Here is a 16481-nt window from a genome sequence, read left to right as displayed (position 1 = left end):
TGAACATCGCCGTGCCAAACGCCCGAGAAACGAAGGCGGGGCTCGTAGGGGGAAACGATGAGCGACGCATCCGACGGCGCGCGGCGGACACGGTCCATCGTGCGCGCGCCGCAGAGCTTCGTGGCCGGCATCGTGCTGGTCCTGCTCGGGATGTTCGGGATGTGGGCCGCGAGCGACCTGCCGCGGGGGACACTGGGGTCCATGGGGCCGGGCATGCTGCCGCACTGGGTGGCGATCGGTGTCGCGGCCTGCGGTGGCGTGCTCGCCGTGACGGGCCTCGTCCGCGAAGAGGCAGGCCTTCAGACCTCCGGCCTGCGCGGCCCGCTCATCGTCGTGCTGGCGATCCTGGCCTTCGCGGTGACGATCCGGCCCTTCGCCCTCGGCCCCTTCGCCAGTCCGGGCCTCGGCCTCATCGTCGCGGGACCGCTCGCGGTGATCATCGGAGGCTATGCGACGCCCGAGGCGCGCTTCCGTGAACTCCTGATCCTGGCCCTGCTCCTCACCGCCGGATGCATGCTGCTGTTCGGCGACCTGCTCAACCTGCCCATCCCGATCTTCCCCACCGCCCTGATCGAGGCGGCGAGCGGCACGATTCCGTCGCGCGTGCTGCTGCGGCTCGCGGCCGGTGCGCTCGCCCTGGCGGGCCTGGGCCTGCTCGCCCTGGAGCGCCGCTCCACACGCCGGGGCCGGACCGACGTCGCGCCGCACGCGATGACGACCTGATCGGGAGCGCGGCACGTGACGGATCTCCTCGCCAATCTCGGCCTCGGCTTTGCCGTCGCGCTGAGCCTGCAGAACGTGACGCTCTGCTTCCTGGGCTGCCTCGTCGGCACCCTGATCGGCGTGCTGCCCGGCGTCGGGCCGATCGCCACCATCGCCATGCTCCTGCCGATCACCTTCGGGCTCGATCCCGTCGGCGCCCTGATCATGCTCGCGGGGATCTATTACGGGGCGCAGTATGGTGGCTCCACCACGGCGATCCTCGTCAACATCCCAGGCGAGGCGACCTCGGTCGTCACCACCCTCGACGGTCACCAGATGGCCCGCCAGGGCCGGGCCGGGGTGGCGCTCGGCATCGCCGCCATCGGCTCGTTCTTTGCCGGTACCGTCGCCACGCTGCTGATCGCGGCGCTCGGCGCACCGCTGACGCGCCTTGCGCTGATCTTCGGGCCTGCGGAGTATTTCGCCCTGATGGTGATGGGGCTCGCCTTCGCCGTCGTCCTCGCGCACGGCTCCGTGCTCAAGGCCGTGGCCATGATCCTGGTCGGCATCCTGCTCGCCACCGTGGGCACCGACCTCGAGACCGGCCAGGAGCGCATGACCTTCGGCCTCGCCTTCCTTACCGACGGCGTCGATTTCTCGGTCCTGGCGATGGGTCTGTTCGGGGTCGCCGAGATCCTGCGCAACCTCGATCAGACCGAGACCCGTGAGATCGCCCGGGCGCGGATCGGCCGCCTGCTTCCCAGTCTCGCGGATCTTCGGCAGGCGGCACCCTCTGCCCTGCGCGGGACGGCGATCGGGTCCATCCTGGGCATCCTGCCCGGCAACGGCGCCGTGCTCGGCCCCTTCGCCGCCTATACGATCGAGAAGCGGCTCGCCCGCGATCCGAGCCGCTTCGGACGCGGCGCCATCGAGGGGGTCGCCGGGCCGGAGAGCGCCAACAATGCCGGCGCGCAGACGGCCTTCATCCCGCTCCTCACCCTCGGCATTCCGCCGAACGCCGTGATGGCGCTGATGGTCGGCGCGATGACGATCCACGGCATCGTTCCGGGCCCCGGCGTGATGACCAAGAACCCCAATCTGTTCTGGGGCATGATCGCGTCGATGTGGATCGGCAACCTCATGCTGCTCGTCATCAACCTGCCGCTCGTCGGCATCTGGGTGCGCCTGCTGAAGGTACCTTACCGGCTGATGTTTCCCGCGATCCTGATGTTCTGCTCGATCGGGATCTACTCGATCAATTCGCTGCCCACCGACGTCATGCTGATCGCCGCCTTCGGGGTGTTCGGATACGGACTGATCAAGTTCGGCTTCGAGCCCGCGCCGCTCCTGCTGGGCTTCGTGCTGGGCAAGCTGATGGAGGAATACCTGCGCCGTGCGCTCACCCTGTCGCGCGGCGACGCACTGGTCTTCCTCGAGCGTCCGGTGAGCGCGGTGCTGTTCCTCGTCGCCTTCACGATCCTGGCGGCGGCGTTGCTGCCGTCGCTGCGGCGAAGTCGCGACGAGGTGTTCACGGAAGCCTGAAGGCGCACGCGCCCCGGCGTCCTGCGGCAGCGGACACGAAAACCAGAAACGAAGAGGATGAGGAACATGAGAAGGGCTCTCGCCATCGGCCTCCTGTCGGCGCTCGCCGCCGTCGGTGCTGCAGCCGACACCTACCCCCAGCGTCCGATCACCATGGTGGTGCCCTTCGCGGCCGGCGGTCCGACCGACGTGGTGGCGCGGATCGTCGCCGAACCCATGTCACGCGCGCTGGGCCAGCAGGTCGTCATCGAGAACGTCACCGGGGCGGGCGGAACCACTGGCATCACCCGCGCCTCGCAGGCCTCACCCGACGGCTACACCATCATGATGGGCCACATGGGCACGCACGGCGCGGCACCGGCCCTGTTCAAGGGCCTGAAATACGATCCGGCCAAGAGCTTCGACCCCATCGGCCTCGCCGCCGGCACGCCGATCGTCATCGTCGCCAAGAAGAGCTTTCCGGCCCAGGATCTCAAGGGGTTCATCGAGGCGCTGAAGGCGCGTGGCCCCGCCATCAACCAGGCCCATGCCGGCGTCGGGTCCGTCTCGCATTCGACCGGGGTGCTGTTCAATTCACTGACCGGCGCCAAGCCCACGCTCGTCGTCTACCGCGGCACGGGGCCTGCGCTGAACGACCTGATGGCGGACCAGGTCGACTTCATGACCGACCAGATCGTCAACGTCGCTCCGCAGATCGCCGGCGGCACGATCAAGGCCTACGCCGTCGCGACGCCCGAGCGCTCTCCGAGCCTACCCGACGTGCCGACGACGAAGGAGGCCGGCCTGCCCGGCTACGAGGTCAGCGCCTGGAACGCCGTGTTCGCGCCGAAGGGCCTGCCGGCGGATGTCCGGGCCAAGCTCGTCGCGGCCCTCGACACGGCGCTCAAGGATCCGGGTACGACGAAGCGCATTCTGGAGCTCGGCGGCACGGTGCCGAAGGAGGCCGAAGCCGGGCCGGCTGCCCTGCAGGCCCTCGTCGAGCGCGAGGTCGCGCGGTGGACGCCGGTGCTTCGCTCCGCCGTCGAAGCCAATCCCTGACCCCGGGTTCAGTGCCGGCATCTCCCCGAGGAGCGTGCCGGCTCTGACGACAATCCAAGGTCCCTGTCCGCGCAGGTGCAGACAGGGCGACCGGCACCTGCCAAGTGGTCGAGCGCTTCGCCGAGCCGGAGCAGCGGAGGCGTTTGCACGTGGAATCCTACCTCACCTCTTCCTTCCTGCTGTCGCTCCTGCAGATCGTCTGGATCGACATCATCCTGTCGGGCGACAATGCGGTGGTCATCGCCATGGCCTGCCGAGGTCTGCCCGAGCGGCAGCGGAGGATCGGCGTCTTCGCGGGCGCCTTCGTGGCGGCCCTGCTGCGGATCTTCTTCGCCGTCATCATCTCGCAATTGCTGGCGGTGCCGCTGCTCAAGGTGGCCGGAGGGCTCATCCTCCTGCACATCGCCGTCAAGCTCGTGCGCGGCGAGGAGGAGGACGAAAGCGCGATCAAGGAGCATTCCAGCCTGCCCAAGGCCATCTGGACCATCGTGGTGGCCGACGCCGTCATGAGCTTCGACAATGTGGTCGCGGTGGCGGGCGCCGCGAAGGGACATGATGAGCTCTTCATCATCGGCCTCGCCCTGTCGGTTCCGCTGCTCGTGGTCGGCGCCAGCCTGATCACCCGGCTGATCGACCGGTTCCCGATCCTGATCTGGTTCGGCGGCGGGCTGCTGGGCTGGGTGGCCGGCGAGATGATCGCCACGGATCGCCTCGTGCTGCAGCAGATGATCGAGGTGCTGCCCACGAGCCTGCAAGGCAGCGTACCCCACGCGATCGGCGCCCTCTGCGCCGCCCTCGTCGTCGGCATCGGGAGCTTTCTCAAGCGCCGATCGGACAAGGCGGTCGCACATCAGCAGGCCGATGCGGTGAGCAGGGCCGAGGCCGACGTGCTCGGCGGCTGATCCGGCTTCGTGGATGCAGGCTCAGACGAAAGGAAAGCCCCACCCGGAAAGGCGGGGCCGCTTTGCCGAGCCGTCTGAAACCATTGGCCGGGACAGCGCCTGAACGTCGGCGTCGTCGGACCGATCGGTCCTCTGCGGCGTGCCCGGCATCTTCTCCTGGGCACGGTGCGGTCGAAGCTTCTACGACTACGTTGGGTCAAGATCGGTCTGTCGGCTTCCACCCCATAGAGGCGACATCCTCGTGCGAGATCTCGACGCCGGGGTCCCCGTGCTTCGACTGTCCTTGCGTTCACGCCCTTCACCAGCCGATCGCTGCTGCGGAGCCCGAAGACCCTGAGCGTGCGGTGCAGATGGTTGCCGAGGCTGTCGGACCCATGGCTCGTCAACACCACGGCGACCCGCATCCTTCGGGTTGGACATGGCGCATCGCGAAAGCAGTTGCTGACGCCCGCAGGCGGATTAAACGAACGGCGTCGTGACCTTTGGACACAACGCCGTCTCCATGGTCGATGCGCAAGTGGCGGGATAGCGATCCGCCGCGCCTAGCTGGCGAGACGCTGCGCCTGACGCTTGGCCGCATCGAAGGCCTGGAGATCGAGGGCGAGACTGATGATCTGCGCGCTCTTCAGGCGTGCAGGCTCGATCGCGCTGCCGATGCCATGCTGCAGATAGACCTCTTCCACCTCGGGCGTCCGCATCGCGCCGCCCATCGTCCAGTTGGGGAAGGAACGGCTCTGGGCATTGCGTGCATCCATGATCGTTGCCGTCGTGTGTCGCGGATCACGGGCAATACGGGTGTAAGTGGAGCTCACCTGAGCTTGCTCACCCTCCAGGATCTGGATGAACCAGGTCTTGTCGAAAATAAGAAATCCGGTGATCCCGTCTCGGCTGTTGTTGCGCTGTGAGGCTGAGACGATCTCTCGCAAATTTGTGAGCATTGCGCGGTCGTTACCAAGGACGACGTTGCGGCTGTAGTAAACAAGCTGGTGGATCATCACAGATTTTCACTTCTACCAACAAGCGGAGCGCGAGTAGATTCCTATCTCTCACGGCTGGGCGGATATGTAACGCGGCGCGTGGGCTTTTGTTTGTCGGTCGGGTTGCCTGTTTGATTGCTGAGTTAATCAAACCATAAGCTGCGAATATGATGCGCTGTCTGAGCGTTTACACCGATGAGTCTTTTCGATTCGCTCCCACTACGATCCCCGCCAACGCATCGGCAGGGGTCGTTGAAGCTCCGGTGCGATCTCAGTCGGGCCGCTCAGCCGTGCGCTCCAATCCTCGAGGATATGAGCAGGACCGGCATGGCTTTCGGGCGAACCGGGCCGACCATGTCGTTTCCCTCGCAGGTAAGAAATGAGAACAGCCGGTGCTCCTCCGCGATGCGGTCGGGGTTCTCGGCTTCCGTGCCGCGCACCTCCGCCCAGGGCCGCCAGTGCGGACTCTGCACGGTGCGGACGTTGATGACCGGGCGCTCGCCGACCTGTTTGGGGCTCGGGATGTCCCAGCGGAGCATCTTCCGGACGCGCTCACCGTCCGTGGTCACGCGCACGATGGGTGCGCGCTGATCGGGGAGGATGCCGGCAGCGATGTCAGGTTGCCTATGAGGTTCGCCAACACCCTAAACGAGGCGCGGATTTCGGCCCGGGGCGTCACGAGCCTGTAGAGGTCGCACTTGGCTCAGGTCTTCGACGGCAGGCCCGCCATGGTGGGGCCACCCGTTGTGTCGAGCTTGGCCCGGCACATCATGCCGTAGACGTTGGGCGTCCGGCTCCCGACCTCCCGCTGGAAGCGGCAGGTCTGTGTGAGGGCCAGGTACACGTCCAGGACCGAGGCATGCGCTCCGAAGCGCTGACGCAGCCGATCGATCCGGTAGGACCCGCGTCGCTCGCAGGAGCTGCACAGGATCAGGAGGCGGTCCGCCCGGAGATCGCATAAGCGCTCCATGTCAGGCGCCTCCGCCGGATAGGCCTCCGCGGGTATAGCCATGTGAGACCATCCGCTCGGCGATTGCGAGTTTTGCTTCGAGGATCAAGACGTCTTCGATGGCCTGCTGGAGCGCACGGCGCGCGTCACCACCCGCTGCTTCTTCGTAGGCCAGGGCGATCGTTTCGGCCTCGCTCATGGACGCCATCTCGGCGGTCTGTGCTGCGGTCATGGCTTAAGCCCCCGTGAGTACAAACGAGGAACAACGTTCGTCGCCGAGGGTCAAACGCTTTGTGGATGACCTGTGTAGACCGGGGACAGGCGGCAGAAATCTTTTGCCGGGGGGAGCGTGACGCTGCCTCGCAGCGCGGGGCCGCGACTTGGCGTGAACCATCGCGCCGAGAGCGGGTTTCACGCGATAGGAGGTGCACTCATGACCGTCGTCGTCTCGAACAAGATCTGGCTTGAGGGAAGTACCGCACGGAGCGAGGGACAGCCTGTCACCGCCAACCCCTATCCGGCGGGATCGCAGGAAAGCGCGGACTGGCTGGAGGGGTACACGACCATTGAGGCCGAGCAACTCGTGGCCAGCTCCGAACCCGGGGAAAACATGTAGCCCCGTATGACCGAGCGGAATGCCAACACCTGCCGACACATCGCGATCACGAAGGCGGTTGCCAAGCAGACCCCTCAGTAGACAAGAGTAAGCCTTATGATCGGAGGTCGTCACTCTGGGGCTCGGAGCCGTACTCCGAGCCGTCTGTCCGTCGGTGATCCTACACGTTTACAAGTCGGCATAAACCGAAGACGCAGCTTCTACTGCGTCCTGCCCCTTTGATCTGAACGGGTGTCAACCGGCGTGGCTGGACGGAGCCTGCCAGTCCACGCCCGCATGTTCGCGGATGTCCCCGGCCTTGCTCCCTGTGTCAGCATCGCTCGTCCAACCACTGGGCTCCGTGACGTCCACAATCTCGTCTTCCGGATAGGCCGCCTCAAGGAACAAGCGCGCCTCGCCTTCACCCGCAGCCCGCACGGTCACTAGCGGCTTTGGTCCCGTGGTCGTTCTGATGTTGGCGATGAACAGCTTCGTCATTTCCAGCCTCCTTGGATGATCTCTGTCCTCATCGAGGGCGGGAGAAACGAACAGCAAGGGCGGTCGTTCTCATCGAAGCTGAGACCTTGCAGGAACCCGCTCCCCGCGTGATCCTCGAAGGCATCCACCCGGCGAGCGCATGTGAGCAATCGTTCGCGGGTCTGGGTGTTCCGATTGATCCACGAGCCGCGCAGGGGTACGGCCACTCAGCCGTCATTCCCATATCTCTGCCAAGAGTGGAGAGCATGTCGTGTTCACAGTGAAGGGGATTGATCCGACCGGCAGGGCCATGACCTTCGCCTGCGGGACGGACGAGCAGGCGATGGAAAAGACGTGGGAACTGAAGCGGCGTGGCTTCCGGGACATCATGGTCCTCGACCCGAAGGGCCGAGAGCTCGGAGCTGTTGCCTTCGAGCGGTCTCTGGAGATTGACTGGGACTAGGGCCCCTCGTCGCCTGAACGGATTGGCTTGTCTTGCGCTCTGTCTCGCCTGAGGCAGGCGGGTCGATGCTGAACGACGCGCAATGGTTCGAACCGGAGCCGCGGGTCGTGGCGTGCCGACGCAAGGCCGAGACACCACCATAGGATCTCAGGCGCACGCTCTCAGGCATCCTCTGCCGGAACCAGAAGGGTTCAGGTGGCGCGCCCCGCAGATGTTCGCTGGCGCGGTCCTTCGGGGCATCCGCTGGTCCCGTGCCGGCGTCTGAGAGCGCCTGCTCGGCCACGTGCCGGAGCGAGCTGTTCAACGCGGCATGGTGTTCCTCGACGGCACGAACTGCGGGCGCACCAAAAGGCGGCAGAGGATGCCGCGATGACCGACCCGCGGCCGAGCAAGATCCTCGTGAAGCTCTTGGCCGCTCACGTGGTGGCTATGGCACCAAGGCTGGCGTGATCGCGCATAGACTTGGGCCGCCCCGTTGCCTTCCGGCTGGCACCTGGTCCCGCCCAGGAACTGCCGCACGCGGTGTGACTCGTCGAGCAGCTTCCGCGTGGGCCCGAGTGGATTTTCGGCGATCGCGGCGACACCAGCCACGTCTCCTCCGAGCACATTCCGGACATCGGTGCGCGGCCAGCGAGCCCACTTCAGCGCCACGAGGCGCCTGTCACCTGCGCGGCCTGGATCGACAACAACCGCAACCCAGTCGAGCGGCTCTGGAAAAGCCGTACCAAGCAATATCGATCGCTTAGCGGAGACTGGGCCGACACGCTTCCCGCGCTCGCATATCCGCACGCGCCGGGTCAGGGGAGGGCGCCGCCGCGAGCGACGGCGCCCCGATCCGACGCTCAGACCCAGTCGTCGTCGCCGCCGCCGCCGAGGTCACCCCCGAAATCGCCGCCGGAATCTTCCGTGAACGAGGCGTCCTGGAAGTCGTTGCCGCCGCCGAGGGCCGCGCCGAGGTCGTCGTTGCCGCCGAGCGCGCCGGCGCCCGTTGCGCCGCCAAGGCCCGCCGCGGCAGCGCTGCCCAGCGCCGAGTGACCGCCCGCAAAGGCGTTGGAGAGAGCGCTACCGAGGAGCATGCCGCCCGCCGCACCCGCCGCCATCGGCAGGGCGGTGGCGAGGAAGCCGCCGCCACGTGCCGGCGCCGCCTGCTGGCCAGCCCAGGGGCCGCCCTGCTGGGGACCGCCGTAACCCGGTTGCTGGCCGTAACCGGGCTGCTGCTGGCCGTAGCCCGGCTGCGGACCGCCCTGGTTGCCCCAGGCTCCACCCTGCCGCTGCGGCTCGGGCTGGCGGGAGGCGCCGCCGCCGAAGATGCTCGACAGGAACCCGCCGCCGCCCTGGGGCTGTTGCTGGCTGGCGCTGCGCAGCTGCTCGAGCTGCTCGTTCAGGCTCTTGATCGCCTCTTCCTGCACGTAGATGAGCTGCGCCATGGCGTAGGGCGCGTAGGGCTGGGCCCGGATCTTGTCGGCAATGAAGCGCTCGGCTTCCGCGTCCCTGGGCTGGCTCGAAGCCTGCTCCAGGCGCTGGAAAATGCCGCCGATGACGTCGCGTTCTTCGCTGTTCATGGAGTTGTCCTCCTGGGGCAAGCCGGCGGGTGAACCACCCGCGTTGGCGGCTGAAAGATGGGGGTGCCGCCGGCCTTTGTCAGGGGTCCAACGCAAACTTTGCCGTTCCGGATGCATCTCCGGGGGACGAGAAGGCGTCGGATGCCACCCGGAAACGAAAAAAAGCCCGGCTGCGAGGCCGGGCTTTTTCAGGGTCGAACAGGCCCTCGCGCGACCCGAGGGATCGCGCGAAGTGCCGGAGCGGTCGGCTTAGTACGAGCCGAACTTGTAGTTCAGGCCGGCGCGGACGACGACGAACTCGTCGGAGCGACGGTTGTTGTAGCCCGTGGCGACGACGCCGGCGGTGTTGACGTTGAAGGTCGAGCCGGTGGCGGCCGAGTAGGCGAACACGCCGTTGTTGGCGTTGTCGCGGTCGAGGTTCACGTACAGGCCTTCGACCTTCAGGGTAACGGCCGAGGACTTGAAGAAGTTCAGGAACGAGTCGGTCGGCAGGGCGTACTCGATGCCGCCGCCGGCGGTCCAGCCGGTGCGGAAGTCGTTGCGGCTGCTGTTGGGCAGGCCGAAATCGTTGCCGCCGCCGCCGCCGTAGGCGAAGCCGCCGGTGCCGTACACGAGGGTGCGGTCGAAGGCGTAGCCGAGGCGACCACGGACGGTGCCGAAGTAGTCGAGGCCCGACAGGCCGTTCGGGTTCACGAAGGTGAGGTTGTTGACGTTGGCAGCGCCGATAAGCACGGCGTTGTTACGCTGCGAACCGAAGTCGACGTACTGGGCGTCGGCCTCGACACCGATCACGACACCGGAGCCCGGGGTGAACTGGTAGTTGTAGCCGATCTGACCACCGCCGACGAAGCCTTCGTTGCTGTCGCGGTTGTTGAAGGCGACGGCGCCGACGGCGCCGGGCGCGAACACGGGGGACGTGGCCAGCACCGTGGTGGTGCGGTTGTTGTCGCTGCCCGTGCCGAAGCCGTAGCCGGCGTTGATACCGGCGTAGAAGCCCGTCCAGGTGAAGACCGGCACCGGCACGAAGACCGGCGGCGGCGCGGCGCGGCGCGGAAGGTCGGCGGCGAAAGCGGAACCGGCCAAGGCGATGCCGGCGAGCGCGGTGGCGCTGCGAAGGAAGGATTTCATGATCTGGTCCTCTCACATACAGGCAGCGCCGCTCCGTTAGCTGGAGTCATCCGCTGCAGTTCCCCGTCTTTAAGTCAGCCGAGCGCAAGAAGCTGTGGCCTTGCGATCACGCCAGCCGCATCGAAGGCGGCCCCTTTGTGGCGATACTCGGTCGGCCATTTCGGCTACTTGCACCTCAAACGCGCGCGAACGGCCAAGGTTCGCTCAGGCGCGCATTTTTTTATGTGCGAAATGTCGCATGGGTCTGGACGGCTCAGGCCGTGAGCCCGATGGCCGAGATGAGGCGGCCATAATCCGGCTCCGCCCGGTGGGTCGTGCGGCGATAGCTGTAGAACAAATCGGCCTCCGCATAGGTGCAGCGTCCGAGCTGCGTGGCGCCCGCGAGTCCCGCGTCGCCGAGGCGCGCCAGGATGAAGCCCGGCAGGTCGAACTGGGCGTGGTCCGCCCGCGTGCCGGGCCCGAGGAAGCGCTCGAAGCCGGGGGCCTCCGCCCGGAACCGGGCGATGAAATCCGGCCCGACCTCGTAGGCCGGCTGGGCGATGGTCGGCCCAAGCACCGCGACGATGCGGTCGCGCCTGGCACCGAGGCGCTCCATCGCGCCGATCGTCGCCGCGATCACGCCCGTGAGGGCGCCCTTCCAGCCCGCATGCGCTGCGCCGACCACGCGGTTCTCGGGATCCGCGAACAGGATCGGGCCGCAATCGGCCGTGGCGATCCCGAGCGCCAGACCGGGCACGCGCGTCACCATGGCGTCGGCCTTCGGGCGCTCCGCCATGGGGAAGGGGGCCTCCACCACGACGACCTCGGGCGAGTGCACCTGATACAGGCTGACGAGGTGCCCCTCCGCGATGCCGAGATGCCCGCACATCCGGCGCCGGTTCTCCGCGACCCGCTCCGCGGCGTCGCCCGAGCCGAGCCCGCCGTTGAGGGCGGCGTAGATCCCCTCCGAAACCCCGCCGCGTCGGGTGAAGAAGGCGTGCCGGATGCCGGCGAGGCCGGCGAGGTCGGGGGCTTCGAGGAACGCGGGCGCGTCACGATGCAGGGTGCTCTGCGTCACGGCGTCCGGGGGCAAGGTGTCCGGGGGCAAGCCGTCGGGAGGGGTCGAGTCAGGAGGCATGGCACTCGTCATCCTGGAAAAAGGGCGGCCTCACCCCTGCCGTGGGGTGGCGGGAACCGCGTGCAGCGAACCCTGACGCCGCGGATCTTTACGCTTCATTAAGCATGTTTTGTTCGGATGCTCGGAAGAGTCGAGGATTCACCCATGTCCGATCCCGCCCGTCATTATGCCCAGCCGGAACCCGCGTCCCGGCCTCAGCCCGGGCCGCTGCGCGATTGGCTGGCGGCGATGAAGGCGGCGACGACGCCGTCCGCGCCCGAGGCCGCCGAGGCGGGCCCCGTCCGCACGCGGGTCGCCGAATCGGTGGAAGCACGCGTCGCCGAGCCGGCCGGCACCTGGGTGCCGCGCGTCGTCGCACCGGAGCCGGTCCCGGCCGGGGCCGAGCTGTCCGATGTCTCCGACCTCATGGCCGAGAACATCATGCTCAAGGCCAAGCTCAAGGTCGAGAACGACCGCTACGACGCCCTGCAGGGCGTCATCGCCCGCGAGCTGCGCAACCTGCGCGCTCACGTGGAAGAGGAGATGCAGGAGCTGGACACCGTGCGGGCGGAGCGGGACAGCCTGCTCGCGTCCCAGGCCGGCCTCGAACAGGACCTGCGCGACCTGCGCGGCAAGATCGCCGCCGACGCCGTCGTCCTGAACGAGATGCGCGGCGAGCGCGACCTCTGGGCGGCCCGCGCCGAGGCGCTGGCCCAGCCGATCTTCCAGAAGCGCGGCACCGTCTGATTCGACCCGCCACGCATGCTGAAACGACGAAGGGCCGCCCCGATGGGGCGACCCTTCCATTGCCGAACCGCTTGATGTCCGGCCGAAACTGTTGCGTACGCGTCTAGCGCTAGAAGGCTGCGCCGGAGGCGACGGTCCAGGTCCGGGAGGCCGGGGTAAGCGGCTGTTGACAATGAGACACTGGATCACCTCCTTTCGTTCGTTGCGGGTGAACCAAAGTTAGGCAGCCCGAACGGCTTTGAAAAGGGCCTCCGCCGCGCCCATCCGCCGCGCCCGTTCTCGACTCCCCCACCGCCGCCCGGGTTCGGCTGGCCACGCTATCCCGTGGGGTCTAAAGGGGCGGGGCCTCATCCTCTGTGAGGCCCACGGGCGCCCCGTGGTTCACTCCTCGGCCCGGACCCGCGACACCCCCATGTCCATTGCCCAGCGCATGCCGGCGCCCGACGAGGCCGCCCTCGACCCGGATGCCATGCGCCAGCCGCTGCCCGACGCCTGGTACTGCGTCGGGCGTTCGGACACCCTGAAGTCCGGTGCCCTGCGCGCCGTCGAGCTCAACGGCGAGCAGATCGTGCTCGGGCGCGAGGCCTCGGGCGCGCCCTTCGCCCTGCGCGACCGCTGCCCGCACCGGGGCATGGCCCTGTCGAAGGGGCGCTACGACGGGGCCGAGCTCACCTGTCCCTTCCACGGCTGGCGCTTCGGCACCGACGGGCGCTGCCGCGACGTGCCGACGCTGTCGTCCTCCGACACCGCCGATTTCTCGCGCATCGCCGTCCAGCGCTTCCCCATCCGGGAGAGCGCGGGCTTCGTCTGGGTCAATTCCTATCTTGGGGCCGAGACCGGCTCGCCCCCGCCGGCCCTGCCCGAACTCGGCTTCGCCGCCGCGGGCTCCCTGGTGGTGGAACTCGTGGTCGAGGCCTCGTTCGACCTCACGACCTTGAGCCTCGTCGATCCCGGCCACGTGGCCTTCGTCCACGATTCCTGGTGGTTCCGGCCCTCCAAGGAGCTGCGCGAGAAGGTGAAGACCTTCACGCCCACGCCCCATGGCTTCACCATGACGAGCCACGCCACCACCACAAGTTCGCCGGTCTACCGGCTGCTCGGCGGCGTGCCCTCCGTGGAGATCGAGTTCCGCCTGCCCGGCGTGCGCCTGGAGCGGATCGAGGCCGGGGCGAAGCGGGTGGCGAACTACACCTTCGCGACGCCGCTGACCCAGAACCGCACCCTGCTCACCAACGCGCTCTACTGGAACATGCCGGCCCTGAACCTGCTCAAGCCGGTGGCGCGCCCGCTGATGCGCCAGTTCCTGACCCAGGACCAGCAGGTGCTGCAGCACGCCCAGGCGGGCCTCGACCGCAAGCCCACCATGGTGCTGTTCGGCCAGGGCGATCTCCCCTCGCAATGGTATTTCCGCCTCAAGCGCGAGGCGCTGCAGGCAGCCCGCGAGGGGCGGCCCTTCGCGAACCCGCTGGCGACGCAGGAACTGCGCTGGCGTTCGTGAACCGGCCGTGATGCGTGGTCGCGCCGCTTGATCGCGGCGGGCGCGCCGCCATCTCGGATGCATGAAACGGCACAGTTTGATCGCGGCGCTGAGCGCCGCCACGGTGATGACCCTCGGCGGCGTCGGCTATGCCGCCCATCGGCGCGGGCGCAACCCGTATTATCGCGGGCTCCCGAACGATCACTTCGACGGGTTGCGCTTTTCCGGCCCCGATCAGCCGCCGGACAAGACGCTGGCCGACATCCGCCGGTGGCGCTCCCGGCGCGGGGTCGATGCCCCCGTGCGCCAGGCCTGGCCGGCCTTCCACCCCAGCCCCTATGCCGGTGCCGTGCCGCCCGCGCGGGTGGACGGCCTGCGCGTCACCCTCATCGGCCATGCGAGCTACCTGTTCCAGGTGGCGGGGCGCAACATCCTGGTCGATCCGGTCTATGCCCGCCGGGTCAGTCCCGTGCGCTTCGCCGGTCCCAAGCGGGTGAACCCGCCGGGGATCGCCTACGAGAACCTGCCACCCATCGACGTGGTGCTGATCACCCACAACCATTACGACCACCTCGACGGGCCGACCGTGGCGCGGCTCTGGCAGGCGCAGCAGCCCCTGGTCGTCGCGCCGCTGGGCAACGACGCGGTCCTGCGCGCCTACGACGACACCATGCACGTGGAGACGCGCGACTGGGGCGAATCCGTCGACCTCGGCGGCGGCCTCACGGTGCACCTCACCCCCGCCAATCACTGGTCGGCGCGCGGGCTCAACGACCGGCGCATGGCCCTGTGGTGCTCCTTCGTGCTGACCACGCCGGTGGGCGTCCACTACCATTCGGGCGATACCGGCCTGCGCGACGGCGCCATCTTCCGCGAGGCCCGCGCGCGCTTCGGGCCGCCCCGCCTCGCCACCCTGCCGATCGGGGCCTACGAGCCGCGCTGGTTCATGACCGACCAGCACATGAACCCGGCCGAGGCGGTGGAGGCCGCCCTGATGCTCGGGGCCGACCAGATGCTCGGCCACCATTGGGGCACGTTCCAGCTCACCGACGAGGGTATCGAGGAGCCGCCCGAGGCCCTGGCGCGGGCCTGCGCCGAGGCCGGCATCCCGCCGGAGCGGTTCCTCGCGATGCGGCCGGGGCAGGTCTGGGAGGGGTAAGGGGCCTCAATGCAGCGTCGAGGCCTTCTCAGGCCAGACGACACTGCCATCCACCGCATAGGGTTTGCAGCCGGATTGTCCCCGGCTGCAGCGCTCCATCGCCACGCCGACCGCATCCCTTTCGCCTGATGCCAGCATCCACGCCCCGTTCGGCGCGATCACAAAAGCTTTCGGACGCGGCAGTTTCAAGAACGCTTCGTATCCCGCCCGACCCTTGCCATCGATATAGGGAATCGCCGACGCGTCATCGTAGTGTGCAAAAGCCGTTGCCGGTAGTCGCGGTCTCGGATCGGACCAGACGACGGTGTCGTTGACGGCATAGAGCCAGCATTCCAGGCCGTTCTCTCGACAGATCTTATAGCCCCGCGCCAAAGGGTCGTAGCCCTTATCCAAGGCGATGCTTCCTTTGTGTCCGATGATGAAGAAAGCACGGGGCAGAGGCGCCTTCAGGAACGCTCGGTAGGCATCCCGGTTCTTGGCATCCAGAAAGGGTACCGCGTCCACGTCCTCAATCGCCGCATAGTGCGTGGCGGGGGGCGGTGGGAGCGGCACGTATTGCGGGTGGGTGATTCGGGTCGGAAGTCCCCGCTGACTGAGAAAGGCTTCAAGGCGTGGCGCGTAGACCCGAGCCGCATCGGGATCGCTCAACAGAAGGTGTGAATCGGCGCCGAAGGGTCCGTACGCGACCCTTTCAGCTTGACCGCCTTCGTCCACGTAAGCCCGGTACATCGCCTCGAACACGGGTTTGGGGAAAATCTGATCGTTGTCCCCGTAGAACCAGATCGAGGGTGTTCGGCTTGTCCTGCCGAACTGTCGCGCGCCCTGACGCAAGGCTTCGTCGCCCGCGTGACAACCTGAATAGCGAATGCCGCCATAGAAATTGACGATCACCTTCACGCGCGGATCGTTCAAGCTGCCGACGGCGAGCGCGTTCCAGCCTCCCAAGCTGCCTCCCACCATGATAACGCGGCTTGTATCGACCCGCGGAAACTTTGCGAGATGATCGACGGCTGCCATGATATCTTGAGCATTGTCCTGCGCCATCGCATCCAGCCGACAGGTATTTGGGTGAGTCAGCTTGCCGCTGGAGCCTCCGTATCCTCTCATGAATGGAAGAGCGACGGCATAGCCCCGTCCCAAAAAGTAATAGATCAGCAAGTGACGATCGAAATCCTTCAGATCGTTCTCGCTCTTTTTTAAACTTGATCCATGATTGAGGACCACCAGGGGGAAGGGTCCTGGTCCTTCCGGGAGAATCAGGGTCATGTTCATGGCAACCGGCCGTTTCGGGTCGCCGCGATACGTGAGACGCAGCCGCTCAATGGGCGTGTCCGGACCGAAGTAAGCCGGTCCTGCCGTCTCGCCGGCGGCCTGATGGAGCGCAGCGAGAACGAACAGCGCGCTGAGGAGAGTTCGGAGAGACACGATACGGGAGATCCAGAAGCCTATGCCAGCCAAGCTCGAGGTCAGGCTAGAGCGTCGCCGTATCGCAAGCCAGTGGCCAGGATGACGTCCGTCAAAGAGTGTAAAGAACCAGAGGTCCTCGCTGCGTCATTCGCTTTATCGGATATGCTTCAGATATCGTGGATAAATTCAAAGATCACGAGCAATTCGTGGCGCCACACAGCCGAATGATGCTTCGTCTGCCGGCCATTCCAAGGCCGTCG

The 16481-nt window shown here is 67.1% G+C and carries 18 protein-coding genes and 1 pseudogene; 10 read left to right on the top strand and 9 right to left on the bottom strand.

Going from position 1 to position 16481, the window contains the following annotated elements:
• The first annotated feature begins 57 nt into the window (after positions 1 to 57).
• From OF380_RS03730 to OF380_RS03715, 4 genes are all read left to right on the top strand, one after another.
• Complete coding sequence (locus tag OF380_RS03730) at positions 58 to 723, top strand: tripartite tricarboxylate transporter TctB family protein (protein ID WP_264049447.1); 666 nt, start codon at positions 58 to 60, stop codon at positions 721 to 723.
• A gap of 15 nt (positions 724 to 738) precedes the next feature.
• Positions 739 to 2244 (top strand): tripartite tricarboxylate transporter permease, encoded by a 1506-nt coding sequence (locus OF380_RS03725; RefSeq protein ID WP_264049446.1) that lies wholly within the window; start codon positions 739 to 741, stop codon positions 2242 to 2244.
• A gap of 66 nt (positions 2245 to 2310) precedes the next feature.
• Positions 2311 to 3282 (top strand): tripartite tricarboxylate transporter substrate-binding protein, encoded by a 972-nt coding sequence (locus OF380_RS03720; protein ID WP_264049445.1) that lies wholly within the window; start codon positions 2311 to 2313, stop codon positions 3280 to 3282.
• A 149-nt stretch (positions 3283 to 3431) separates the two neighbouring features.
• Positions 3432 to 4184: a TerC family protein gene (locus tag OF380_RS03715; RefSeq protein WP_264049444.1), complete on the top strand. Its 753-nt coding sequence runs from the start codon at positions 3432 to 3434 to the stop codon at positions 4182 to 4184.
• Positions 4185 to 4726: 542 nt separating this feature from the next.
• Here the strand turns inward: OF380_RS03715 and OF380_RS03710 are convergent.
• The 4 genes from OF380_RS03710 to OF380_RS03695 all read right to left on the bottom strand — a co-directional run bounded on the left by OF380_RS03710 (position 4727) and on the right by OF380_RS03695 (position 6342).
• A complete protein-coding gene (locus tag OF380_RS03710) occupies positions 4727 to 5179 on the bottom strand; it encodes a BLUF domain-containing protein (RefSeq protein WP_264049443.1) in 453 nt (150 codons plus the stop codon).
• A 266-nt stretch (positions 5180 to 5445) separates the two neighbouring features.
• Positions 5446 to 5700 carry a hypothetical protein gene (locus OF380_RS03705; RefSeq protein ID WP_264049442.1) on the bottom strand — a complete coding sequence of 85 codons (255 nt, stop codon included), beginning with the start codon at positions 5698 to 5700 and terminating at the stop codon, positions 5446 to 5448.
• Positions 5701 to 5864: 164 nt separating this feature from the next.
• On the bottom strand, positions 5865 to 6131 hold the full coding sequence (locus OF380_RS03700; protein ID WP_264049441.1) for a hypothetical protein: 267 nt from the start codon (positions 6129 to 6131) through the stop codon (positions 5865 to 5867).
• Position 6132: 1 nt separating this feature from the next.
• Entirely contained in the window at positions 6133 to 6342 is a 210-nt protein-coding gene (locus tag OF380_RS03695) for a hypothetical protein (protein WP_264049440.1), read from the bottom strand.
• A 201-nt stretch (positions 6343 to 6543) separates the two neighbouring features.
• Here OF380_RS03695 and OF380_RS03690 point away from each other — a divergent pair, with 201 nt between their 5' ends.
• A complete protein-coding gene (locus OF380_RS03690; RefSeq protein ID WP_264049439.1) occupies positions 6544 to 6726 on the top strand; it encodes a hypothetical protein in 183 nt (60 codons plus the stop codon).
• Positions 6727 to 6960: 234 nt separating this feature from the next.
• On the opposite strand, the gene OF380_RS03685 is transcribed toward OF380_RS03690, so the two are convergent.
• Entirely contained in the window at positions 6961 to 7203 is a 243-nt protein-coding gene (locus OF380_RS03685) for a hypothetical protein (protein WP_264049438.1), read from the bottom strand.
• A 250-nt stretch (positions 7204 to 7453) separates the two neighbouring features.
• Here OF380_RS03685 and OF380_RS03680 point away from each other — a divergent pair, with 250 nt between their 5' ends.
• Complete coding sequence (locus OF380_RS03680) at positions 7454 to 7645, top strand: hypothetical protein (protein ID WP_264049437.1); 192 nt, start codon at positions 7454 to 7456, stop codon at positions 7643 to 7645.
• A 65-nt stretch (positions 7646 to 7710) separates the two neighbouring features.
• Positions 7711 to 8410: pseudogene (locus tag OF380_RS03675) on the top strand (IS5 family transposase); the annotation flags it as partial.
• Between the two features lie 77 nt (positions 8411 to 8487).
• Here OF380_RS03675 and OF380_RS03670 read toward each other — a convergent pair.
• The 3 genes from OF380_RS03670 to pgeF form a co-directional block, all read right to left on the bottom strand.
• A complete protein-coding gene (locus OF380_RS03670; RefSeq protein WP_264049436.1) occupies positions 8488 to 9207 on the bottom strand; it encodes a DUF2076 domain-containing protein in 720 nt (239 codons plus the stop codon).
• A gap of 249 nt (positions 9208 to 9456) precedes the next feature.
• Positions 9457 to 10335, bottom strand: a complete 879-nt coding sequence (locus tag OF380_RS03665; RefSeq protein WP_264049435.1) for an outer membrane protein — start codon at positions 10333 to 10335, stop codon at positions 9457 to 9459.
• 253 nt (positions 10336 to 10588) lie between these two features.
• Complete coding sequence (gene pgeF, locus OF380_RS03660; protein ID WP_264049434.1) at positions 10589 to 11452, bottom strand: peptidoglycan editing factor PgeF; 864 nt, start codon at positions 11450 to 11452, stop codon at positions 10589 to 10591.
• Positions 11453 to 11596: 144 nt separating this feature from the next.
• On the opposite strand from pgeF, the gene OF380_RS03655 reads away from it, so the two are divergent.
• The 3 genes from OF380_RS03655 to OF380_RS03645 all read left to right on the top strand — a co-directional run bounded on the left by OF380_RS03655 (position 11597) and on the right by OF380_RS03645 (position 14814).
• Positions 11597 to 12178, top strand: coding sequence for a hypothetical protein (locus OF380_RS03655; RefSeq protein ID WP_264049433.1), 582 nt, complete (start codon positions 11597 to 11599; stop codon positions 12176 to 12178).
• A 412-nt stretch (positions 12179 to 12590) separates the two neighbouring features.
• On the top strand, positions 12591 to 13676 hold the full coding sequence (locus tag OF380_RS03650; protein WP_264049432.1) for an aromatic ring-hydroxylating oxygenase subunit alpha: 1086 nt from the start codon (positions 12591 to 12593) through the stop codon (positions 13674 to 13676).
• A 61-nt stretch (positions 13677 to 13737) separates the two neighbouring features.
• A complete protein-coding gene (locus tag OF380_RS03645) occupies positions 13738 to 14814 on the top strand; it encodes an MBL fold metallo-hydrolase (protein WP_264049431.1) in 1077 nt (358 codons plus the stop codon).
• A 6-nt stretch (positions 14815 to 14820) separates the two neighbouring features.
• On the opposite strand, the gene OF380_RS03640 is transcribed toward OF380_RS03645, so the two are convergent.
• Positions 14821 to 16239, bottom strand: a complete 1419-nt coding sequence (locus OF380_RS03640; protein ID WP_264049430.1) for an alpha/beta hydrolase family protein — start codon at positions 16237 to 16239, stop codon at positions 14821 to 14823.
• Positions 16240 to 16481 lie beyond the last annotated feature (242 nt).

It is taken from the genome of Methylobacterium sp. FF17 (assembly GCF_025813715.1).
Lineage (GTDB): Bacteria > Pseudomonadota > Alphaproteobacteria > Rhizobiales > Beijerinckiaceae > Methylobacterium > Methylobacterium flocculans.
This window is presented reverse-complemented; position numbering and strand designations above follow the sequence as displayed.

Coding starts and splice junctions, on each gene's coding strand:
- OF380_RS03730 (WP_264049447.1), top strand. CDS start 58: ATGAGCGACGCATCCGACGGCGCGCGGCGGACACGGTCCATCGTGCGC.
- OF380_RS03720 (WP_264049445.1), top strand. CDS start 2,311: ATGAGAAGGGCTCTCGCCATCGGCCTCCTGTCGGCGCTCGCCGCCGTC.
- OF380_RS03710 (WP_264049443.1), bottom strand. CDS start 5,179: ATGATCCACCAGCTTGTTTACTACAGCCGCAACGTCGTCCTTGGTAAC.
- OF380_RS03705 (WP_264049442.1), bottom strand. CDS start 5,700: ATGCTCCGCTGGGACATCCCGAGCCCCAAACAGGTCGGCGAGCGCCCG.
- OF380_RS03700 (WP_264049441.1), bottom strand. CDS start 6,131: ATGGAGCGCTTATGCGATCTCCGGGCGGACCGCCTCCTGATCCTGTGC.
- OF380_RS03695 (WP_264049440.1), bottom strand. CDS start 6,342: ATGACCGCAGCACAGACCGCCGAGATGGCGTCCATGAGCGAGGCCGAA.
- OF380_RS03690 (WP_264049439.1), top strand. CDS start 6,544: ATGACCGTCGTCGTCTCGAACAAGATCTGGCTTGAGGGAAGTACCGCA.
- OF380_RS03685 (WP_264049438.1), bottom strand. CDS start 7,203: ATGACGAAGCTGTTCATCGCCAACATCAGAACGACCACGGGACCAAAG.
- OF380_RS03670 (WP_264049436.1), bottom strand. CDS start 9,207: ATGAACAGCGAAGAACGCGACGTCATCGGCGGCATTTTCCAGCGCCTG.
- OF380_RS03665 (WP_264049435.1), bottom strand. CDS start 10,335: ATGAAATCCTTCCTTCGCAGCGCCACCGCGCTCGCCGGCATCGCCTTG.
- pgeF (WP_264049434.1), bottom strand. CDS start 11,452: ATGCCTCCTGACTCGACCCCTCCCGACGGCTTGCCCCCGGACACCTTG.
- OF380_RS03655 (WP_264049433.1), top strand. CDS start 11,597: ATGTCCGATCCCGCCCGTCATTATGCCCAGCCGGAACCCGCGTCCCGG.
- OF380_RS03650 (WP_264049432.1), top strand. CDS start 12,591: ATGTCCATTGCCCAGCGCATGCCGGCGCCCGACGAGGCCGCCCTCGAC.
- OF380_RS03645 (WP_264049431.1), top strand. CDS start 13,738: ATGAAACGGCACAGTTTGATCGCGGCGCTGAGCGCCGCCACGGTGATG.